This window comes from Micromonospora sp. ATA51, from assembly GCF_016802855.1.
GTDB classification, from domain to species: Bacteria; Actinomycetota; Actinomycetes; order Mycobacteriales; family Micromonosporaceae; genus Micromonospora; species Micromonospora sicca.
Map to the genome: position 1 here is coordinate 1 of NZ_JAEVHJ010000031.1, position 20,153 is coordinate 20,153.

The window sequence follows — 20,153 nt, forward strand, 5'->3', positions numbered from 1 at the left end:
AGAACCAGATGAAGCCCTTGGAGCGCTCGGCCATGTTGAGGGTGACCCGGTGGGTGGCGTTGCGGACTCGGATCTGCAGCCACGGCTCTGGCTGGTTCGCCGGTGCGGCACCGGCCGGGACTCGATGTCCAACTCGACGGACAGGTCCTGGTTCTGCGTCCAGTACTCGAACAACTCATCCGTGAGCTGGTTTGCGGCGGCCTCCAGTGACGCCTTGCGGGCCTCATAGTCCGCTTCGGCGAACTCTTCGCTGGCGACGCCGGCCAGCCGCAGCAGCGCCAGCGCCGTGCGTTCCCCTGGCTTGAGGCTGTCCTCATCGGTGTGTTGCAGGCGTTCGATCGAGACGCTGCCGGGCAGAACGCTGTACTCGTCGAAATACTGGATCTTTGGGAGCCGGCGGGCGAGAATCTGCCGGGCCTCGTGGTCGAGATCGCGCTCTTCTAGATCTCCGGCAAGCTCGGCAGCGGCTGGCGGTGGCTCTTCCTCGGTCCTCAGCGCGTCGACCGTCTCTCCTTGGGTCTTCTTGGCGTACCTGCCCCGGTCGAGCCCAGCCTTCTCCACCAAGTGCCCAATCGCTTTGGCCTCGCTGATGATCGGCCCGGCCCACCAGGTGTCCGTGCTGCCGTAGCGGCGAGCGGTCGCGACGTGGGTGGCGATCACAGATCCCTTGCCGAGCTCGGCCTCCACCGCGGCGACGTCGTCGGTGTCGAGCGCGAAGGTGAGCTGAATCGGCTCCACGAGGCCGGTTTTCGCCTTGTCCCGGTTGTAGCTGCTGCGGGGGTAGTCCCGCAGCGGTTCGAACGTCGTCGGGTGGCCGCTGGGCAGCGAGTTGAAGCGGTAGATGGCTTCCAGCACGGCGGTCTTGCCCGCCTCGTTCTTGCCCACTAGGGCAGTCATATGGTCGTCGACGAGGAACTCACCGGAGTCGGCGATGCTCTTGTACTTCGTGATCTGCGCCTTGGTGACGCGCATCCTGGTCTCGCCCCTTAATTGATCTTCAGTATTCGAGTGCACGCGTAGCGTAGTCGGCGGCACCGACAACATCCTGGGCTCAGATGGCCGGTGAACTGGCTGACCAGGACCCGGTTGAGGTGTTCGCGGACCCGGATCTGTCAGCGCGCTCGTGGCACGAACGTGCTGGGGGGGGGGCGGTCGCCCGATCGGGCGACACGGCAGGCGGTGCTCACATAATCCGCATTACCGGCGCGGTCCAGTGGGCCCGGCGAGCAGCCCGCGATTGGAACACTTACATCAACGAATGCGCAGCATCGAGCACCGGCACCGTCCTGGCGAGCTGACACGAGGGTGCCGCTGGTGGTGGCTGCTTACCAGGCAAGCGGGGCGGTTATAACCATGGGCGTTCCTTCGGCCGAATGCGTCGCCCCCCAGTCTAGCCACGCAGAGTGCATGCGATACCTCTAGCTGGGGGTCTGGAATAGCCGAGTTAAGTCCACCGACTGCTGCCAGCGAGGGCGTTCGAAGCCCTTCGCCAACCGAGCGGCGCCTCACGGCATGTCCAGCCTGTCTTCGATCGAATCCAGATAGCTTGACTCGCCGACCAGTTGAAAGTGGCACGCGCGGCAGTACCAAACATCACCTGACATGGCGAAGGGGCTGGGGAGGGGCTGGGGTCACCCCCGGCCCCTTCTCAGAGTTCGATCAGGAGGTCTTGCGCGCGGCCTCGACGATCACGCGCTCCACCTTCTCCGGCTGCGAGACCATGGACAGGTGCGCGGCCTTGATCTCGGTGGTGTGCGCGTTGGCTCGCTTCGCCATGTATCGCTGGGTGGCCGGCGGGATGACGTTGTCGACCGTGCCGATCACGTCCCAGGTGGGGATCGAGGTCCAGGCTGGCGTGCCGGACGGTTCGCCCAGCGTGGACGCGTTGAGCGGGCGTTGCCCTGCGGCCAGCATGGCGCCCTTCTTCTTGGGCTCGTCGTTGGCGAAGATGCCCGGGAAGAGGTCCGGTTGGATGTACGTGTCGGTGTACGATCCCGACCCGTCCTTCGGCGACACGGTCCTGATGGCCGGGCCGACCTGGCTGCCCGGGTTCAGCTCGGTGAGGCTCAGCAGGGAGTCGCCTTCGGCAGGGACGTACGCGTCGACGTAGACCAGCGCCTTGACGTTGGTGTTGTCGCGTGCCGCGTTGCTGATTAGGAAGCCGCCGTACGAGTGTGCGACGAGGACGACCGGGCCGTCGATGGTGGCGAGGAAGTCGCCCAGGTACTTCGAGTCGCTGGCGACGCCGCGCAGGGGGTTGGCTACCACGTCGACGGTGTAGCCGTCGTGCTGGAGGCGCTCGGTGACGCCGCTCCACGTGGAGCCGTCGGCCCATGCGCCGTGGACCAGCACCACGGTCGGCTTGGGGCCACTGGCGGTCGAGGCGGCCGCGACACCGGGGACCAGCGCGGCGACACCACCGGCCAGGGCGAGGCCGAGGGCGGCATTGCGTAGGGAGAGTTTCATCGTGGTCCTTATCGCGAGTGGGCGCCGTGCTCGGCGCGGCGTCTTCGCAGAACACCAGCCTCGGCCGGGGACCGGACCCTCGAAACAGATCACCTGCCCGGGCGCCGGTCGCCGCGTACCGGGCGAGTGCCTCACCCGAACAGATCAGCGGGACCACGTTCCCGCAGCTCGGAATGCTTCTAGCGGCCCAGTTCGGGCAGCGGTACGACGGCTGTGTCGTCGGCCACATCGAAGGATCCCGGCATGGTGTGCATGGCGTTGGCGAGCTGCACCCGGGAGCGGACGCCGAGCTTGGCGAAGACGGCCCGCAGGTGGGTGGCTACGGTGTTGGGCGAAAGGTCCAGCTCCGCGCCGGCCTGCCGGTTGGTGCGGCCGGCGCCGATCAGCCGGGCCACCCGCAATTCGCTGTCGGTCAGCGCGCCCCAGCCGCTGACCGGCCGGGCCGGGGCCGCCGCCCAGGGCTTGCGGCGGCTGCCCGCCGCCTGCAGGCCACGTTGCAGCGCACCCAGGGCCGGCTTGTTGCCGGCCTTGTCGAAGAAGTGCCACGCGTCGCCGAGCTGGCCGACGGCCTCCCGGTGCTCGCCGGCGTCGAGCAGAGCGAAACCGTGATCGACCAGCGCGCTGGCCAGCAGCATCGGCCGGGGGCTCGCGCGCAGGATCTCGACCGCCTGGGCGAGGAGTGACAGGTCACCCTCGACGACGCCGCGCACCTGCACCGCCAGTCCCGCGAAGCTGCGCACGCCCGGATTGCGCTCGGCGCCGATGGCGGCCAGCGCCACCGCCTCGGCGACGAACTCGGCGTCGCCGGCCGCGAGGCCGATCTGCGTGAAGACCCGCATCCACCCCGGCCACCAGGGCCAGTAGCTGCGGGACTCCCGCGCGGCCATCAGGTGCGGCTTCAGGATGCGTACGCTTTCCGCGACCTCGCCGCGCGCCGAGGCGAGCCAGCCCCGCATGAGCACCAGGCCCGGCATCCGCACGTCGTCGTCGGCCTGGCTGTGCCGCTCGGCGGGGGCCAGGTACTCGTACGCCTTGTCCAGGTCGCCGCGGCCGAGAGCGATGGAGCTGAGGATCATCCAGGCTTCGATCGCGTACGCGTGGTTGCCCAGGTCGTCGCCGAGGCGCACCAGGGTGAGGGCGTCGGCCTCGGCGTCGTCGAAGCGGCTCAGGTTGAAGTCCTGCCACATCTGGGCGAACAGCACGGACGGCGGCAGGGTGTCGCTGTGCCGGGCGGCGGCGAGCAGTTCCTCGGCCTCGTCGTAGCGGTCCAGCAGCTGCAGCGCGGTGATCTCCTCGCCGAGGTAACGGGTGCCGGCCAGCTCCCGCAGGCGGCGGAACTGGGTGAGCGCGTCAGCGTGCCGGCCCTCGTTGCGGGCGACCTCGCCGAGGACCTCGGTGGCGAGCTCCTCGGCGAGCCGGTCGTCGAGCCGCACCGCCTCGGTCAGCGCGGCCCGGGCGGCGGCCAGCGCGATCGCGGCCGGCTCGGTGCGGGTCATGGTCAGCGCCTCGACAGCGGTCAGCCGGGCTCGTAGATTCTCGGAGACCCCGGGTAGCGCGAGGGTCTCCCGGATACGCCGCACCATGTCGGCGAGTCGCCCCATGGGCCAGAGAGCGCGGGCGATCTCGAGCTGGATCCGAGCCTTGCCGTCGACGCTGGGCGTCTCGGCCAGCACCCGGTCGGCGGTGCTGATCGCCTCGGCCGGACGCTGAGCGCGCACCAGGGCTTCCACAGCTTGAAGCCCGACCTCGCACCGTTCCCGATCGGCCGGGTCGAGCAGGCACAGGGCCTTACGAAGCAGGTCTCCGGCTGTCTCCGGCGGGCTCTGGGCAGCGGCCTGCCGGAGCACCTCGACAGCCTCTCGGTCGCCTTGCACGGCGCAGGCCTGCACGTGCGGCGCCGCAGCAATCGGCCCATGACCGGACGTCAGCAGGTAATGCCAGCAGCGCCGGTGCAGCGACCGCCGGTGCGAGGGCAACAGGTCGGCGTAGACCGACTCGCGAACCAGGTCGTGCCGGAACGCGACGCGCGCCTCGGCCTCGACCATCAGCCCGGTGGCGACGACCAGCTCGAGCCATCCGGTCCGGAGCGGCTCGGTGGCCAGCCGTGGGGCATCCTCGACCGGCAGCGGCCGGCCGAGGACCGCGGCGAGCTGCACGAGCTCGCTCACGTCGGCCGACAGCGCGGCCATCCGGCGCCGGGTACTGGTGATCAACCCGGCGGGGACGCCGCCCTCCATCCGGCCGTCGGTCTTCTCCCGAGCGAGCCCGTCGAGCAGTTGCACAGTCAGGAAGGGGTTGCCGCCGACCCCGCGCAGCAGCTCGTACGCCCGGCCGGTGGGCAGCTCGCCGAGATGCGCGACGGCCATCTGCTCGATGTCGGATGATGCCAGCGGCCCGAGCTCCAGCCGGTGCAAGTGGACGCCGTCCACGGCGGAAGAGGTCAGCTCGTCGATCGCGGGCCCGTGCGCCTCGCGGCTGGTCAGCAGCCAGACCACCGGGGAGCCGGCAAGCCTTCCGGGCAGGATGCGCAACGCGAAGCGGCTCAGCCGGTCGGCCCATTGCGCGTCGTCGATCGCGATCAGCACCGGACCTCGTGTCGCCAGTTCCTCCAGCAGAGTCGCGATGCGGTCGACCAGCCACAGGTGCTGGTCGTACAGATCCGCGAGCCTGGTGAATCCGTCACTGTCGAGCAGGGGGCGGGAGCCCGAGCGGAGCGCCACCAGCAGCGGAGCGCCTGGCGCGATCTGGTCCATCTCCTCGGCCTTGCCGAACCCCGCCGCGAATCCCTGCCGGGTCGCCTGCTCGGCGATCGCTTGCAGCATCGCCGTCTTACCGATCCCGGCCTCGCCGGTGACCAAAATGATCGTGCCCTGCCCGGTGTGCGCCGCTGCCCGCAACGCCGCGATGGCCCGGGACAGCTCGGCGCCCCGGCCCCTAAGCTCGGTCCCCGCCATGGGCGGACCTTATCAGTTTTGTTACGAGACTGACTCCCTGAAATGGCCGTCCGCGGGTTCGACCTCGCCGCACTCCACGCAGGTCAGGACCGCGCGGACCGGGTGCTGCGCCGGCCCGTGGACGGCGACCTGCTCCGGCCTGCCGGGCATCCACTTGTCGCCCCACTGCATCAGCGCCACCAGCACCGGCAGCAGCTCCTGGCCGCGTTCGGTGAGGTGATACTCGTAGCGGGCCGGGCGGTCCTGGTACCGCTCTTGGCTGACCACCTCGCCGTCGAGCAACGCGCCGAGCCGCTCGGTCAGGATGTTGCGGCTGATCCCGGTCTGGACCCGGATCTCCTCGAAGCGGCGATGGCCGTGGAAGATCTCGCGCAGGATCACCGGCGTCCACCATTCGCCCACGAGGTCGAGGGATCGCGCGATCGAGCAGGGTAGATGGCCGACGGACGAGCGCTTCATGGCCGCACATTACTCCAGCTCACGACGCGAACGGATGAGACCGTGGAGGCGGCCACCGGCCCGCGACCGCCGCGGCCGCGCCACTGGCTGATCCGTTGAGGTGATTCCCGGCAAACCGGGCCCTGATCTGCTGGGGGCATGTTTCCAGGACATGACGGGATGCCCGATTTTTTGGGACGTGGCGAGGACCTCGACACCGCTCTCGAGGTGCTGCACGGAACCCGGGCCACCGGGATCGGCGCGGTCGTCGCGGTCACCGGTGAGGCGGGCATCGGCAAGACCATGTTCATCACCGAGCTCCGTGAGCGGGCGGTCGGCGACGGCTTCGCCACCGGGCGAGCAGCGGCCCTGGAATCCGGCGGCATCGCACCGATCGCACCTCTGCTGACCGCCCTGCGCTCGGGACCGGCGCCGGTACTGTCGCAGGCCGACTTCGGCGCGCTCGCAACGTACGCCTCCCGCCCGATCTGGCTCGTCGACCGGCTCACCGGCCAGCTGCGGGCACGGGCCACCGCCACCCCGATCCTCATCTGCGTCGAAGACCTTCAGTGGGCCGACGCGGCCACCCGGTACGTCCTCCGCGTCCTCCCCGCGCAGCTCGTCAGCTCGGCCATCGTCTGGCTGTTCTCCAGTCGGCTGCCCCTCGACGCGATCGCGGACGACGTCGCAGTGCACGAGATCCTTCTCGGTCCGTTGCCGCTCTCCGTACCCGAGGCGGGTGGAAACCCCCTGCTCGCCGTGGCGCTGACGCGGGGACAAGTGGCCGAGGCGGTGCGGCACATGCTGAGCTCACTGCCGTCGACCGCCAAGGAACTTCTCACCGCCGCCGCAGCGCTCGGACCCTCGTTCACTGTCGAATCGCTCGGCGCGCTCCCGGACCATGACGCGCTCGCCCGCCTCGTACGCGAAGGCTTGCTCGCCGACGACGGGAGGCGCCTGCACTTCCGCCACGAGCTGCTCAGACAGGCCCTCCTCATCTGAACGGGTTAGCCCCCGCGCGGTCTCCCCTCCCGGCCCGGGGAAGGTCCTGATCCGGTCGGGTGATCCGCCCGCGCGCCCGTCGCGGTGCCTGAAGCGGCAAACCACCAGGGGAAGGAACCGCCATGCCGACCATCACCACCACCGACGCGCCGAGATTTTCTACAAGGACTGGGGCGACGGACAGCCGATCGTCTTCAGCCACGGCTGGCCGCTGAACGCCGACATCTGGGACAACCAGCTCAAGATCGTGGCCGACCATGGCTACCGGGGCATCGCGCACGACCGTCGCGGGCACGGCCGCTCCACCCAGACCTGGGCGGGCAACGACATGGACACGTACGCCGACGACCTCGCCGCGCTCGTCGACACCCTCGACCTCCGCGACGTTGTCCTGGTCGGACACTCGACCGGCGGCGGCGAGGTCGTCCGTTACCTCGGCCGGCACGGCACCTCCCGCGTCGCCAAGGTGGTGCTGCGCGGCGCGGTCGTCCCGCATCTGCTGGGCACGGCCGAGGACCCGGGCGGCGCTCCGATGGCGGTCTTCGACCAGCTGCGGGCCCGGCTCGGCGATCGCTCGGAGTTCTACCGCGGTCTCGCCGAGCCGTTCTACGGCAACAACCGGCCCGGCGCGAACGTCTCACAGGGCGTCCGCGACGCGTTCTGGCTGATCAGCATGACGGTCGGGCTCAAGGCCGCGTACGACTGCATCGCCGCGTTCTCCGAGACCGACATGACCGGGGACCTGCGCGGCATCGACGTGCCGGTGCTGCTCTCGCACGGCGACGACGACCAGATCGTGCCGATCCAAGCCTCCTCCGAACGCTCGATCAAGCTGCTGCCCAACGCCACTTTGCAGGTGCACCCGGGTGCCCCGCACGGCCTGGTGGGCCGTTTCGAGCAGGACTTCAACCAGGAACTTCTCGACTTCATCAAGAGCTGAGATCGACGCCGGCGCCGCGCGGCGCCGGCCCGCGATCACCCCGAACGGGAAATCATGACCGACCTGCCGTACGAGACAGCCGAGCTTCTTCGCGACCGGTAGCCTCCGGCGCGCCCGCTCAGGCGATGAGCCGGTAGGCCGAGCCGCTGCTGCTCGGGACCCACGCGTCGGGCAGCGCCGCTGCCAGCGCGTGCTGGGCCCGCCAGCCGGTGCAGTGCCCCGGGACGAGAAGATCGGGCCCGGCCTCGCGGAGCGCCTCAACGGTACGGTCGATGATCGGTGCGAAGGCCGTGCCGCCGAGGTGCAATCCGCCGACGAGCGCGTGCAGTCGCGGTATGCCCGTGAGCCGCTGGGCGTGGCGGACGATGTTGACGGCTCCGGCGTGGCCGCAACCGGTGAGGACGACCAGGCCCCGGCCTCGCAGGTTGACCACGAGCGCCTGGTCATCGACGACCAGCGGGTCGGGCTCCCACGCGGTGCCGTTCCAGGCCTGGTGGGCGGCCGGCATACCGCGCTCGAAGTCGGTGGTGCGGTCGACCTCCCCGGTGATCAGGACGCTCCCGTCGACGAGCAGCGACGGCTCGCGCCGTTCGATCACCTCGAACCCTTCGCCGGTCAGGGCTCGCTTGCTCAGGGTGGGCAACTGTTGGGCGGGAGCACCGGGGACGGCGAGCCGTCGGCGGATCCAGACCCGGGGGTGCAGCACCATCGGCAGTGCTCGGGTGCCGCGTTTGCCGGCCAGGCCCGCGAGGCCGCCGGCGTGGTCGAAGTGGCCATGGCTGAGCACGACGGCCTGGATCCGGGTGAGGTCGACGCCGAGGCGTTCGGCGTTGACGACCATCGCGTCGGGCGACAGACCCGTGTCGAACAGCAAGGTCGTCGTGGTGTTCCCGCGGCGGACGGTCACGAGCGCGGCGAAACCGTGCTCGGCTCGCAGCCCGACGGTCGTCGATCCTGCTTCGAATTGGGGCGCACTCGCGACGCCGGCTTTGAACGGGGCGCGGACGGCCCGGTCGTCGCCGTCGAGCAACGCGTCGTAGACGTTGTCGACCAGCGTGGTGATGGTGACCTCGTCGACCGGCGCGAGCGTGATGGGGTCCACGGCCGGCCCGCCGGCCGGCCGTGGACCCGATGCGGCGACGGCCCGTGGCCGTCGCCGGTGTCACACATCGGTGGCGACGACCTGGACGAGCCCCGTTTCGACGTCGTAGACGAGCCCGGAGACCTGCCACCCGTGCGCCGGCGATCCCGGGGCCGCCAGCAGGGCCGCATCGACCTTGACCGAGGCGTAGGGATTACTGACCGCCTTGTCCGGCAGTCGATCGGCGGGGATCTCGAAGTACTCGGCGAGCAGGTCCGGGAAGGCCGCGAGGTCGGTCATGCCGCAGTCGGTGTGATGCAGCACGACGAGGTTCCAGTCGCCGCCCGGGCCGCCGCCGTTGGCCTTGCCGACCCGGCCGAGCATCGCCATGGTTTTGAACAGCGCGGGCGTGACCCGGCCGCCCACGTTGCGGATGATCGCCGCCTCCCCGAGCTCCACCCCGAGCACGACGCCGGGATCCACCCTCGGGTCGACGCAGCCGATGATCATCGTGCGGCGCGAGGGATTGATTCGCAGCCCGGGGATGAACCGATGGGTGGCGAAGTCGGCGTTGCGTCGGGTCAAGTCCTCGATGACGGTCATCATGCCTCCTGGGTGGTCAGTTCTGGCTGGACGAGGTTCGGCCCGTGGTGGTCCGCCGCTCGGTCAGTCGCTGCCGGAGCAGCACCAGGCCGAGCCCGGCGAGGAACCAGACCGCGAGAACCACCAGGGACCACGCGGCGTGGGAGCCGTCGAAGTAGCCGTATTTGTTCACGGCTCGCACGGCGGCGCCGGGCGGAAGGATCGCGGAGACCGCCTGCGCCCACCGGGGAAGCAGGTCGTATCCGATGGTCGCTCCGCTGGTCGCGTTGCCGACGGTGGTGAGGATCAGCACGGCCAGGCCGATGCCGGCCGGTCCGAGCCACGCCCCCAGGGCTTTGGTGCTGAAGGCACTGGCGAGCGAAAGGAGAGTGAGGGAGAGCGCCAGCAGCGGGAACGGCGCCGTCAGTGAGCCGTAGATCGGGCCGGCGATGGCGGCCGCGCCGAGGCCGATCGCGACCGCGAACCCGGCCATGGCGTACAGCCGGTGACGAAGGCGCACCTTTGCGGCAGCGCCCGTGAGGCCCTGCGCGAGAACGAACGAGGAGAGGGTGACGCCGAAGACGACGTAGAAGGCCGACAGACCGCGGCTGTCGTAGTCCGCCAGGGGCGCGATGTCGGTTTCCTGCACGGTGAATCCGGCGTGGGCGGCCAGGCCGGAGACGAGCTTCCGGGCGGCGCCGCTCTCACTGAAGCCGCTGGCCCCGGCGTACTCGAAACGCAGTGTCGTCGGCGAGGTGGCACCGAGAACACCGATGGCGTCTCCGTCACGCGTTATGGCGGCGCCGTCCTGGATGCTCGCGACCTCGGTGACCTCGACGGAGTCTCCCAGGCCGGACTGAGCCGCGGTCGCGAGCTGGGACCCGACCACTGCGATGGGCAGGTGCTGGGGCGTGGGATCCCGCTGAAGCCCGACGTAAACAGCGATGAACGCGCCGCCAATGATCAATCCGGTGATGACCAGGGCCAGCCAGGCCGCGTGCTCGGTGGTCCGGGGCCTGGTGGGGCTTGGATCGGGTAACGACATGAGGGCTTCCTCGACTAGAGTGGTTTGAATGTCCAACCAAAAGAAGGTTACCGCATCTGGTTTGAAAATCAAACCGCCTCGGGATGCGCTGTCCGTCGCCCTCGACGCGGTCAACGACCGGTGGTCGCTGCACATCGTGCGAGCGCTGGCGTTCGGTGCCTCGCGGTACACCGAGATCCTGAGAGCCGTCGGGGCGCCGAGAGACATCCTTTCCTCGCGGCTACGCAAGCTCACCGAATCCGGGATCCTGCGTCCCCGGTCGGCGGAGGACGGCGCGACCGCGGGGTACGAACTCACCCAGAAGGGCAAAGACCTCGGGCAGGTCATCCTCGTGCTCAAACGATGGGGCGACACCTACCGCGAGGACGACGTGCCGCCGGTCGACTTCATCCACGACGTCTGCGGCCAGGTGTTCGTCGCCGAGGTGCTCTGCCAGGCATGCGGCAGGCCCATCCGCTCAGGGGAGTTCTCCCTCGCCCACGAACCCGGCGACTGCCCCGCCTGAGTCACGGTCAGGCGGGTCCGGCCGGTGTCACGTTCACCAGCCAGGCAATGCCGTACTTGTCGACGCATCGGCCGAAGAGCGCACCCCATGGCGACCTGGCGAGCGGCGTCGTCACTGTGCCGCCCGCGGAGAGCCCTTCCCAGTAGCCGGTGACCTCTGCCTCGTCGTCACCGCCCAAGGCGACCGAGAAGGCACCCGCGGGGGCGCCGTCCGGAGGCGTCGTCGTGTCCGCGGCGAACAGCACTGTTCCGGTCGCCCCCTTGAGCATCGAGTGGGCGACCAAGTCGTCCTGTGAGGAGTCCTGCGCCGAGCGCATGTCCGCGAACGTCGCGATCTCCAGATCACCCCCGAAGACCGACTGATAGAACGTCATCGCCTCGCGGGCGTCGCCGTTGAAGCTCAGGTACGGGCTGATACGAGTGGGCATCTCGAACCTTTCCAGTGTCAGACGCTGGTGAGTACGGCGGCGACGGCGGCCGGCTGATCCCATTGCGGCCAGTGCGCCGCATCCTGGAACGTGTGCCGCTCGGCCCGTTCGAACAGAGACTGGAGATGCTTAGCGACGCCGGGGTTGAAGAAGGGGTCGTGCACGCCGAAGGCCACGACAACCGGAACATCCAGCTTGGCCAGGTCGCCCGCCGCGATGCGCGCCTCCTGCAAGCCGATATCGGTGAACAGTTCGGCGGTCCAGGCCCGGACGGACGCGATCGAGTCCGGCTGCCCCGCGCCGCCGTAGAACTGCGGCAGGATCGCCGTCGCTCCCACACCCTCGGGGTCGGTCGGCCCACGATTCAATCGCCGGTCGGTGAAGTTGAGCATCCAGCCCAGAATCTTCGGGTCGGCGAGGACCGCGTCGGCCAGCGGCGTGAAAGCTGGATCCGCGAGCAGCCGGATGAACTCGGGAAAGCCGAGTGTGGGCGATTCGCCGAAATAGGTGTTCAGAAGCACGAGCCGGCTGACCCGCTCCGGGTTGCTCAACGTGTAGTTGATGACAACGGGGCCGCCGGAGTCATGCCCAACCAGAACGGGCCGGTCGAGGGCCAGGCCGTCGATGACCTTGGCGAGTTCGCCCTCCCGCTGGCCCGGATTGAGCGGCCAGGCCGCTTCACGCCCCGATCGGCCGTACCCGAGGAAGTCGAAGGTGACCACGTGCCGTCCGGCGAGCTCCGGCAGCAGGCGCCGGTAAATCCGTGAGTCGTCGGGGTAGCCGTGCGTCATCACGATCGCGGGACCCACGCCGGGGTACTCGTTGACCTGCAGATGACCCTTGGTTGTCTCTATCCGGTGCTCGATCTCTGAACTCATGATGCCTCCGTCGGTACTGCGGCACGGGCCGCGCGGCTGCTCCGGCTCCAGCCAATCGCGTCCCGCACGCTGGCGAATCACCTGAAGGAATCAGCGCGGGAGCCCGCACGGCCGGGCCAGCCACCGCGGAGGTCACCTGTTCGTATTAGTACTGCAACCCGGTGTTGCGACCGGTGCTGAGCTGGCTCGTCGACTGGTCGTGTTGGGTTTCCGAGGCTGTAGGGGCGTAGCGATGGGGCTTGGATTACTTGTTCGCGGAGGTGGCGGGTCGATTTGCTCGGGTGCAGCCACGCCGGTATGTGGCCGCGTATCTGGGTGATCCGGGTGGTCTCCTGATCGCCGTTCGACTGGCTGGTGTCAGATGATTCGGTGGTCGAGGGCGGTGTGGCGGCGTCCGGCGCCGACGGTGCGGACGGCGGCGGCGAGGGCGCGGCGGGAGCCGACGAGGACGACGAGTTGCTTGGCGCGGGTGACGGCGGTGTAGAGCAGGTTGCGTTGCAGCATCATCCACGCGCTGGTGGTCAGGGGGATGACCACTGCGGGGTATTCGGAGCCTTGGGAGCGGTGGATCGTGATGGCGTAGGCGTGGGCGAGTTCGTCGAGTTCGTCGAAGTCGTAGTCGATGCTCTCGTCCTCGTCGGTGCGCACGGTCAGGGACTGCTCCTCGGCGGACAGGGCGGTGACGACGCCGACGGTGCCGTTGAACACGCCGGCTTGGCCCTTGTCGTAGTTGTTGCGGATCTGGGTGACCTTGTCGCCGATCCGGAACACCCGTCCGCCCATCCGCCGTTCCGGTTGCCCGTCGCGGGCGGGGGTGAGGCGCTGTTGCAGCAGCCCGTTGAGTGCGCCCGCGCCGGCGGGTCCGCGGTGCATGGGGGTGAGGACCTGCACGTCGCGGCGCGGGTCGAGCCCGAAGCGCGCGGGGATGCGGGTGCAGGCGACGTCGACGGTGAGGGCGGCGGTGGCGTCGGTGTCGTCGCAGGCGAACAGGAAGAAGTCCGACAGGCCTTCCAGGAGGGGTGGGCGGCCGGCGTTGATGCGGTGGGCGTTGGTGACGACGCCGGACTGGGCGGCCTGGCGGAAGATCTGCGTCAGCCGCACCCGGGGGATGGCGGGGGCGGCGAGCAGGTCGCGCAGGACCTCTCCGGCGCCGACGGAGGGGAGTTGGTCGACGTCGCCGACCAGCAGCAGGTGCGCACCGGGCGGGACGGCCTTGACGAGCTTGTTGGCCAGGATGAGGTCGAGCATCGACGCCTCGTCCACGACCAGGAGATCGACGTCGAGGGGGTTGTCCCGGTCGTAGGTGGCATCCCCGCCGGGGCGTAGTTGCAGCAGCCGGTGCACGGTGGCGGCGGGATGCCCGGTCAGCTCCGACAGGCGCTTCGCGGCGCGGCCGGTCGGGGCGGCGAGGGTGACCTTGGCCTTCTTCGCGGCGGCGAGTTCGACGATCGACCGCACAGTGAAGCTCTTGCCGCACCCAGGCCCACCAGTCAGCACCGCGACCTTGGAGGTGAGCGCGAGCCGGACCGCCTGCTCCTGCTCCGCGGCCAGGTCCGCGCCGGTGCGGACCTTCAACCAGGCCAGGGCCTTGTCCCAGTTGACGTCAGCGAAGTGAGGCAGCCGGTCGGCTCGGACTCCCAGCAGCCGCTGCAGGGACCCGGCCAAAGACTGCTCGGCGCGGTGGAACGGCACCAGGTACACCGCCGGGACCGGCTCGCCATCGGAGCCGGGCAGCACCTCACGGACCACGCCCTCCTCGGCGATCAGGTCGTCGAGGCAGCCGGTGACGAGGTCGCCGGGCACGTTCAGGATCTTGGTGGCGTCCGCGACGAGCTGTGGGGCGGGCAGGTAGCAGTGGCCGGAGTCGGTGGCTTCCGACAGGGTGTGCTGCAGTCCGGCCTTGACCCGCTGTGGGCTGTCGTGCGGGATGCCGACGGCCTGGGCGATGGTGTCGGCGGTCTTGAAGCCGATGCCCCACACGTCGGCCGCCAACCGGTACGGCTCGTTGCGCACCACCGAGATCGACGCGTCGGCGTACTTCTTGAAGATCCGCACCGCCAGGGACGTGGACACGCCCACGCCTTGCAGGAAGACCATCACCTCCTTGATGGCCTTCTGCTCCTCCCACGCCGCGGTGATCTTCGCCGTTCGCTTCGGCCCCAGGCCGGGAACCTCGACCAGCCGGGCGGGTTCCTCCTCGATGACCCGGAGGGTGTCGAGGCCGAAGTGGGCGACGATCCGCTCGGCGAACACCGGGCCGATGCCCTTGACCAGGCCTGAGCCGAGGTAGCGCTGGATGCCCTGGATGGTGGCGGGAAGCACGGTGGTGTAGGAGTCGACCTCGAACTGCCGCCCGTACTTCGGGTGCGACGACCACCGCCCCGACAACCGCAGGCTCTCCCCGGGCTGCGCCCCCAACAACGACCCCACCACCGTCAACAGGTCGGAACTGCGATCGGTGGCCACCCGGGCGACGGTGTAGCCCGTCTCCTCGTTGGCGTAGGTCAGCCGCTCAAGGACCGCGTCCAGGACGGCAAGTGGCGGGCGGGCTGGCGCGGTCACGCCTCACATCGTGCCGCCTGCCGACTCGGCACAGACACCCGCCCAGCCGCTCGCCTGCCACCCACGTGCGGGTCTTGCGGGCAGGCCTGGTCCCCGACCTGGAGTAACGCGCGGCGCAGTGCGGGCGTTGGAGCGCCCGGCTGGAACGGCCACCGGTAGATCCCTCGCGGGCCCAGCCCGGGGCATGGTTTGCCTGATGCGTTAAGTGGCAGCTCACGGGCATGCGATAGCTTCTACTAGCTTTTACTTTTTGGTGACCGACCCTGCATTGGGGAAGGCCAAGTCCCTGTCGCGTTCGCGAGGTGCACCGGTTGCGGTGACCCCAGCGGCCGGGTGGTTCGCGCGGAGGCGACAAGACCCTTGCCCTACATTGGAGACAAGCCGTGAGTTCATACACCATCACCATCGCCGCAGACGATCCCAGTCGAGCGACCACCACACTGACGGTCGAGTTGAACGGAACGGCCACGCGCATCACGGAACTGCTGGTGCGCGCCGGTGAGGGGGACGGGCTGACCGCGGGCCTGATCCCCGCGGTCGACTTGGATCTGCTGTTGAAGGCGGTCACACCTGCCGTCGGCGGGCAGCAGGCGATCACGGTGTCGCCGGCCGACGCGGCCGAGGACGCGCCCGCTGCTGAGGGCGTACCCGTTGATGGCGAGGAGCCCGTCGCCGACACCGAGGCGGCTGCGCCTGTCACCGCAACCACGTCCACCGTCGATACGCCGGCCGCGACCAGCCCCGTGAAGAGCGACGCGGCCGAGGTCGCTGTTCCCCAGCAGGCGTCGCGGGCGAAGGCGCCGGCCGCCGGCGCGACCCGAGCGGGTGGGCGGAAAGCCGCTGCGGGCGCGAACGCCACCAGCGTCGGGCGGAAAACAAGGAAGCAGACCCCTAAGGGCGAGGCGTCCAAGGACAAGGAGCGTGTGTACCGCCGGTCACCGGGTGATCTCGAGTCCGTGTACCAGCAGGCCGGCGGCGTGGCGGCCGTCGCCGATCACTACAACGTGCCCCGGCATACCGCTCAAGGGTGGATTCGTACGCTGCGTCGTCGGCAAGCCAGCCCAGCCGAGTAGGACAAGGCCGCGGGGCATCTGGATCCGGGTCGACGATCGCCTCTTGCTGTAGGGGTGCGGATGGCAGGGTGACGGCGTGACTCGCTGGCTACCGAGATGCCGACGGGCCGTTCCGCGGGGCCGCCATGGATTCGCTCAGTACGGGCAGGTAGCGCCCCCGCCTCAGCAACCGCGATTCTTGCACCGGCACCGCCCGCGGGCGGGGGCGGCAGTCCCCCCGCTGGCTGCCGACCCCCGCACCGGTAGCCCTACGCCCGGTCGTCGTGCCGTACCAACGTGCCGATCAGGTGTAGCAGGTGGGCGATGGCCTTGGCGGCGACGGCAGGGCCATCGCGTCCCGCTGATCGACAAGATCCCGCCCGTACGCGGTCGGCGCGGCCGACCGCGCCGGCGCCCCGACCAACTGTTCGCCGACCGCGCCTACGACCACGACAAGTACCGCAAGGCCGTACGCGCCAAAGGCATCCGTCCGCGGATCGCCCGCCGAGGTCAGCCCCAGCGCTCCGGCCTGGGCGTGTACCGGTGGGTCATCAAAGAGAACGATCGCCTGGTACCACGGCATCAAACGGCTACGCATCCGATGGGAACGCCGCGACGACATCCACGAAGCCTTCCTCGCCCTCGCCACCTGCATCATCACGTACCGACACGTCGTACGACTTTGTTAGGACCTCTTAGCTAGGGGGATGCTTGGCATGGCTCGGTGAACAGCTGCGGCGCACCCAATCCGGCCAATCGTGCATCCGTTACGGTGCCGCGGTGAGCACACCTGGAAAGATCCGGATTGCCGTGGCACAGACCGAGGTCACCACGGACCCGGGTGCGAACGGCACGGCGATCCGCGCTGCGATGCGCCACGCCGCCGCTCAGGGCGCGCGGCTCGTCCACCTCGGCGAGGGCGCGCTGTCCGGGTACGCCGGCGCTGCAAAGCCCTACTACGCCGGATGGCGTATCGACTGGACGCCGGTCACCGAGCAGCTGCACCGCACGATGGCCCTGGCCGAAGAACTCGGCGTCTGGGTCGTGGCCGGAGGCAACCACCGGTTGTCTCGCGACCATCGGCCACACAACTCGCTATGGGTGATCAACGACCGTGGTGAGCTGGCCGACCGGTACGACAAGCGGCTCCTGTCACACGCCGAGATCACCGGCTTCTACACACCCGGAGACCACGCCTGCACCTTCGAGGTGGGCGGGTTCCGCTTCGGGTGCCTGATCTGCATCGAGGTGAACTTCCCCGAGCTGTGGATGCAGCAACGGGCCCTGGACGTGGACTGCGTGCTCTTCTCCACCTTCTCCGAGGACCCGGTCTTCGAGGTCATCGCCCGCGCCCATGCCGCGGTGAACGGGCTCTGGGTCAGCATCGCCGTGCCAGCCCAGTGCGCGCCGGCGACGCCGTCGGCGGTGCTCGGCCCGCACGGCCACGTATTGCGGCACGCCCGCTCGGATGGGCCCGACGTGATCTGCGTTGACCTGGACCGCACCGACCCCGCGCTCGACATCGCGCTGAACAAAGCCCGGCCGTGGCGAGACACCGCACGTGCCGGAGACATCTACGCCGCCCGCCGGGTCAGCGATCCCCGCAGCACCGACCGCACCAGTACCTGATGGCGCCTTGCCTGGACCTTGCGGGGCACCCGAGCTGCGGAACTACGCCGGCCGGATGAGGGAGGAACGGCCGGCGATCCACGCATCGCTGTTACCGGGCGCGCGCCCAGCCCGTAAAACGGTCCGCCAGGTCGGCCGGCGGCGTGCTGTGATCCAGCTCGGCGAGCTGTTCGGCGGCCTCGGCCTGAAACGTCGCCAGGTAGACCAGCAGGGCGGTACGTCGCTCGCGGTACTCGGCCAGTAGCCGCAGCTTCGCGGAGGAGCAGGGCCAGGCGATACCGCAGACCTGGCAGCGCCAGGTGGGCCGCGTCGGCAGGTGCTCGCGGCGGCCGCGGCTCACGACACCACCCGGACCTGGTCGACGCGGACGAAGGCGAAGCGCTCGCGGGCGACGAGGGTCCCGTCCGGGTGGACGTCGTGCCCGCGCACCTCGGCCCAGACCTGGCCGTCGTATGGGCCCCGCGAGACGACCTCGGCGATGTACATCTTCAGCACGCCGTCGCCGTAGCAGTAGGAGCCCTCGGGGACGCTGATCACGTTGCCGGTCGTCACGCCCACCACCGGCCTCCGTTCGCCCGGAACGCCTGGGCGCGGGTCAGGTTCCCGGCGCGGCCCGGGTCGGTCGTCGGGATGACAGCGGTCGGCTGCGTCGCCCAGGCGGGGCGCTCGTTCGGCACCCGGCGCGGTAGCGGGGGCGGCGTCGGGGCGGGCTTGCAGCGCCAGAACCGGATTTGCACGGGCGGGGCCTCCTTCACGGTTGGAGGGGGCCGCCCCGCCGTCCCGCCGAGGCGGCCCCGCGCAGGTCCCGCCGACGGTTTGGGCCACGTCAGCGGTTCCGCGTGTCCACAGTCTCGTGAGCGCGGGACTACTCTCGGAAGGCGATCGAGCTTTCACGAGCTTTCAACAGGGGCCCCGATGGACGACCTCGGCGCGCAGTTGCGGCAGGCTCGTACCGAGGCCGGCGTCACGCTCGCCTCGGTGGCGGCCCGGTCGTGCTACTCGGCTTCGCACCTGAGCAACGTTGAGGCTGGGCGGCGGGCCGCGACCCCTGACATCGTGCTCGCGTACGCGCGGGCGCTCGGGGAGGTAGACGTGAACCGGCGGGAAGTGCTCGGCCTGGCAGCCGGCGTCGTCGGCCCGGTCGTGGCCGGCGAACTCATCCGGGCGGGCTTCAGTGCCGCACTCGACGGCCGAGGGGCCGAGGAGGACTGGCGCGAGCGGGTCGACCAGTACGGCCGGGACTACATGGCCGTCGGCGCGGCCGTGCTCCAGGCCCGGCTCGCGAGCGACCTCGTGATCCTTCAGCAGCACCTCGACACGCCGCGCATGTGGTCACACGCCGCACGGGCGCTGGTGACCTACGGCAAGACGACCTCGAATCCCGCCGAGGCGATCCGCTGGTATGACCTCGCGGCGACGGCGGCCGACCGGTCCGACGACCTCGGCGTCCGCGTGTGGGTTCGCGGCCGCGCGGCGATCGCGCTCGCCTACGAAGGCGCGGCACTGCCCACCGCGCGGCGGTACGCGGACCAGGCCGTCGGCCTGTCCGACCGGCCGTCGCTCGGGCGCGTTCAGGCGCTCATGGCACGGGCGCACGTCGCGGCGGGACGCGGCGACCAGACCGGCGCGATCGCCCTCGACACCGAGGCCCGGCGGGTCTTCGATCGGGTCGCCTCCCCCGAGGGCGAGGTCTCGGACACGGCGGTGCCGCCCTGGCGGATGGCGACCTTCCGCAGCATGCTTTACGCCCGCCTCGGGCTTCCGGGCCCCGGCCGTGAGGCCCAGGAAGAGGCTGACCGAACGCGACCGGCCGGACTTCCCCGCTTCGCGACGCACATTGAGCTACACCGGGGCCTGACGATGGCGAAAGCCGGCGACCGGGCCGGCGGCGTCGCCTACGCGCGGCGAGCGTGGGAGGCGCTACCGGCTGAGCGACGTTCGCAGAGTCTCGCGCTCATGCTGCGCGAGGTCGAGCGGGCATAGGGTAGGTCGCACCCGACCCCGTTGATCAAGTCCGATCAGGCGGCCGTGCACGACGCTCGCCTGCTTGCGCCGTATGGATCGAACGGCCGGCGTGCCGACGGCGCCGAGGGTCACGCCGCGTCAATCTCCGCCGTGTACCGTCCGGTGACATGAGCAGCGGTGACCACGACGCTGGCGAGGATCCAGGCGGCGGCGGGCAGGCTTCGGTGACGCTTCTGTCGGAAGCGATCACCGCGGCTGCGCTCACACGCCTGCGCCACGCGGTGACCGCCGCAGGCGGCTCGGCAGGCCTGACCGGTGACGCGTTGGAGGACTTCGTCTTGGCGGTGCACGAGTTGGTCACCAACGTGATACGCCACGGCGGCGGTGCCGGTGAACTGCTGCTGCGCCAGGACGGGGACGTGCTGACCTGCCGGGTCACCGACCGCGGCCCCGGACTCGACGACGTCGTGGTACGCCTTCCCACGCCAGAGGAGGCCGGCCACCGGGGGCTCTGGCTGGCGCAGCGACTCAGCGGTGCCCTCGTAATCGACCACAGCCCCGGCGGGGTGACCGCGTCCGTCACGGCGCGCATCAAACCGCCACGGCCAACCGCTCAGGGACGGTGAC

At 70.0% G+C, this 20,153-nt stretch carries 19 protein-coding genes and 2 pseudogenes; 8 read left to right on the forward strand and 13 right to left on the reverse strand.

From position 1 onward, the window contains the following. The 4 genes and pseudogenes from JNW87_RS08035 to JNW87_RS08050 all read right to left on the reverse strand — a co-directional run. A pseudogene (locus JNW87_RS08035) lies at nucleotides 1-972 on the reverse strand (ATP-binding protein); the annotation flags it as partial. Between the two features lie 687 nt (nucleotides 973-1,659). Next, nucleotides 1,660-2,466, reverse strand: a complete 807-nt coding sequence (locus JNW87_RS08040; RefSeq protein WP_238453399.1) for an alpha/beta fold hydrolase — start codon at nucleotides 2,464-2,466, stop codon at nucleotides 1,660-1,662. 179 nt (nucleotides 2,467-2,645) lie between these two features. Then, the gene (locus JNW87_RS08045; protein WP_238453400.1) at nucleotides 2,646-5,420 is read right to left on the reverse strand and encodes an AAA family ATPase; all 2,775 of its coding nucleotides are present in this window, start codon (nucleotides 5,418-5,420) and stop codon (nucleotides 2,646-2,648) included. Nucleotides 5,421-5,441: 21 nt separating this feature from the next. Continuing rightward, entirely contained in the window at nucleotides 5,442-5,879 is a 438-nt protein-coding gene (locus JNW87_RS08050; protein WP_109801917.1) for a helix-turn-helix domain-containing protein, read from the reverse strand. Between the two features lie 159 nt (nucleotides 5,880-6,038). Here JNW87_RS08050 and JNW87_RS08055 point away from each other — a divergent pair, with 159 nt between their 5' ends. Both JNW87_RS08055 and JNW87_RS08060 read left to right on the forward strand, forming a co-directional pair. After that, nucleotides 6,039-6,860 (forward strand): ATP-binding protein, encoded by an 822-nt coding sequence (locus tag JNW87_RS08055; protein WP_238453401.1) that lies wholly within the window; start codon nucleotides 6,039-6,041, stop codon nucleotides 6,858-6,860. After that, nucleotides 6,760-7,800: an alpha/beta hydrolase gene (locus JNW87_RS08060; RefSeq protein WP_309233920.1), complete on the forward strand. Its 1,041-nt coding sequence runs from the start codon at nucleotides 6,760-6,762 to the stop codon at nucleotides 7,798-7,800. Before JNW87_RS08055 ends, JNW87_RS08060 begins: the two co-directional genes overlap by 101 nt. Nucleotides 7,801-7,918: 118 nt before the next feature. Here JNW87_RS08060 and JNW87_RS08065 read toward each other — a convergent pair whose 3' ends face one another. From JNW87_RS08065 to JNW87_RS08075, 3 genes are read right to left on the reverse strand one after another with little or no spacing between them, the layout of a single operon-like run. Next, complete coding sequence (locus tag JNW87_RS08065; protein ID WP_201749657.1) at nucleotides 7,919-8,902, reverse strand: MBL fold metallo-hydrolase; 984 nt, start codon at nucleotides 8,900-8,902, stop codon at nucleotides 7,919-7,921. A 60-nt stretch (nucleotides 8,903-8,962) separates the two neighbouring features. After that, on the reverse strand, nucleotides 8,963-9,484 hold the full coding sequence (locus tag JNW87_RS08070) for a carbonic anhydrase (RefSeq protein WP_238453402.1): 522 nt from the start codon (nucleotides 9,482-9,484) through the stop codon (nucleotides 8,963-8,965). Nucleotides 9,485-9,500: 16 nt separating this feature from the next. Further along, on the reverse strand, nucleotides 9,501-10,580 hold the full coding sequence (locus JNW87_RS08075) for a hypothetical protein (RefSeq protein ID WP_238453403.1): 1,080 nt from the start codon (nucleotides 10,578-10,580) through the stop codon (nucleotides 9,501-9,503). On the opposite strand from JNW87_RS08075, the gene JNW87_RS08080 reads away from it, so the two are divergent. After that, on the forward strand, nucleotides 10,570-11,013 hold the full coding sequence (locus tag JNW87_RS08080; RefSeq protein WP_161557829.1) for a helix-turn-helix domain-containing protein: 444 nt from the start codon (nucleotides 10,570-10,572) through the stop codon (nucleotides 11,011-11,013). The genes JNW87_RS08075 and JNW87_RS08080 overlap by 11 nt on opposite strands. 7 nt (nucleotides 11,014-11,020) lie before the next feature. Here the strand turns inward: JNW87_RS08080 and JNW87_RS08085 are convergent, their stop codons facing one another. The 3 genes from JNW87_RS08085 to JNW87_RS08095 form a co-directional block, all read right to left on the reverse strand. Beyond that, nucleotides 11,021-11,440: a VOC family protein gene (locus JNW87_RS08085; RefSeq protein ID WP_109801910.1), complete on the reverse strand. Its 420-nt coding sequence runs from the start codon at nucleotides 11,438-11,440 to the stop codon at nucleotides 11,021-11,023. A gap of 17 nt (nucleotides 11,441-11,457) precedes the next feature. Continuing rightward, the gene (locus tag JNW87_RS08090; protein ID WP_109801909.1) at nucleotides 11,458-12,318 is read right to left on the reverse strand and encodes an alpha/beta fold hydrolase; all 861 of its coding nucleotides are present in this window, start codon (nucleotides 12,316-12,318) and stop codon (nucleotides 11,458-11,460) included. A gap of 357 nt (nucleotides 12,319-12,675) precedes the next feature. Further along, nucleotides 12,676-14,880 (reverse strand): ATP-dependent RecD-like DNA helicase, encoded by a 2,205-nt coding sequence (locus JNW87_RS08095; protein WP_238453404.1) that lies wholly within the window; start codon nucleotides 14,878-14,880, stop codon nucleotides 12,676-12,678. A 383-nt stretch (nucleotides 14,881-15,263) separates the two neighbouring features. Here JNW87_RS08095 and JNW87_RS08100 point away from each other — a divergent pair, with 383 nt between their 5' ends. The 3 genes and pseudogenes from JNW87_RS08100 to JNW87_RS08110 all read left to right on the forward strand — a co-directional run bounded on the left by JNW87_RS08100 (nucleotide 15,264) and on the right by JNW87_RS08110 (nucleotide 17,561). Then, nucleotides 15,264-15,953: a hypothetical protein gene (locus tag JNW87_RS08100; RefSeq protein ID WP_238453405.1), complete on the forward strand. Its 690-nt coding sequence runs from the start codon at nucleotides 15,264-15,266 to the stop codon at nucleotides 15,951-15,953. A gap of 334 nt (nucleotides 15,954-16,287) precedes the next feature. Then, nucleotides 16,288-16,621, forward strand: a pseudogene (locus JNW87_RS08105) (transposase); the annotation flags it as partial. Nucleotides 16,622-16,712: 91 nt separating this feature from the next. After that, a complete protein-coding gene (locus tag JNW87_RS08110) occupies nucleotides 16,713-17,561 on the forward strand; it encodes a carbon-nitrogen hydrolase family protein (protein ID WP_238453406.1) in 849 nt (282 codons plus the stop codon). 91 nt (nucleotides 17,562-17,652) lie between these two features. Here JNW87_RS08110 and JNW87_RS08115 read toward each other — a convergent pair whose 3' ends face one another. The 3 genes from JNW87_RS08115 to JNW87_RS08125 are packed head-to-tail and all read right to left on the reverse strand — an operon-like array spanning nucleotide 17,653 to nucleotide 18,298. Further along, nucleotides 17,653-17,901 carry a flavin reductase gene (locus tag JNW87_RS08115; RefSeq protein WP_238453407.1) on the reverse strand — a complete coding sequence of 83 codons (249 nt, stop codon included), beginning with the start codon at nucleotides 17,899-17,901 and terminating at the stop codon, nucleotides 17,653-17,655. Continuing rightward, nucleotides 17,898-18,119 (reverse strand): hypothetical protein, encoded by a 222-nt coding sequence (locus tag JNW87_RS08120; RefSeq protein WP_238453408.1) that lies wholly within the window; start codon nucleotides 18,117-18,119, stop codon nucleotides 17,898-17,900. The genes JNW87_RS08115 and JNW87_RS08120 overlap by 4 nt, the downstream gene beginning before the upstream one ends. Next, nucleotides 18,110-18,298: a hypothetical protein gene (locus JNW87_RS08125; RefSeq protein WP_238453409.1), complete on the reverse strand. Its 189-nt coding sequence runs from the start codon at nucleotides 18,296-18,298 to the stop codon at nucleotides 18,110-18,112. Before JNW87_RS08125 ends, JNW87_RS08120 begins: the two co-directional genes overlap by 10 nt. A 178-nt stretch (nucleotides 18,299-18,476) precedes the next feature. Here JNW87_RS08125 and JNW87_RS08130 point away from each other — a divergent pair, with 178 nt between their 5' ends. Then, on the forward strand, nucleotides 18,477-19,544 hold the full coding sequence (locus tag JNW87_RS08130) for a helix-turn-helix domain-containing protein (RefSeq protein ID WP_238453410.1): 1,068 nt from the start codon (nucleotides 18,477-18,479) through the stop codon (nucleotides 19,542-19,544). Nucleotides 19,545-19,693: 149 nt separating this feature from the next. Further along, nucleotides 19,694-20,152, forward strand: a complete 459-nt coding sequence (locus JNW87_RS08135; RefSeq protein WP_238453411.1) for an ATP-binding protein — start codon at nucleotides 19,694-19,696, stop codon at nucleotides 20,150-20,152. Nucleotide 20,153 lies beyond the last annotated feature (1 nt).

Bases quoted from the DNA above. Each gene is read 5' to 3' on its own strand.
- JNW87_RS08090 (WP_109801909.1), bottom strand. From the start codon at position 12,318: ATGAGTTCAGAGATCGAGCACCGGATAGAGACAACCAAGGGTCATCTG.
- JNW87_RS08070 (WP_238453402.1), bottom strand. From the start codon at position 9,484: ATGACCGTCATCGAGGACTTGACCCGACGCAACGCCGACTTCGCCACC.
- JNW87_RS08085 (WP_109801910.1), bottom strand. From the start codon at position 11,440: ATGCCCACTCGTATCAGCCCGTACCTGAGCTTCAACGGCGACGCCCGC.
- JNW87_RS08040 (WP_238453399.1), bottom strand. From the start codon at position 2,466: ATGAAACTCTCCCTACGCAATGCCGCCCTCGGCCTCGCCCTGGCCGGT.
- JNW87_RS08060 (WP_309233920.1), top strand. From the start codon at position 6,760: ATGACGCGCTCGCCCGCCTCGTACGCGAAGGCTTGCTCGCCGACGACG.
- JNW87_RS08055 (WP_238453401.1), top strand. From the start codon at position 6,039: ATGCCCGATTTTTTGGGACGTGGCGAGGACCTCGACACCGCTCTCGAG.
- JNW87_RS08050 (WP_109801917.1), bottom strand. From the start codon at position 5,879: ATGAAGCGCTCGTCCGTCGGCCATCTACCCTGCTCGATCGCGCGATCC.
- JNW87_RS08045 (WP_238453400.1), bottom strand. From the start codon at position 5,420: ATGGCGGGGACCGAGCTTAGGGGCCGGGGCGCCGAGCTGTCCCGGGCC.
- JNW87_RS08135 (WP_238453411.1), top strand. From the start codon at position 19,694: ATGAGCAGCGGTGACCACGACGCTGGCGAGGATCCAGGCGGCGGCGGG.
- JNW87_RS08130 (WP_238453410.1), top strand. From the start codon at position 18,477: ATGGACGACCTCGGCGCGCAGTTGCGGCAGGCTCGTACCGAGGCCGGC.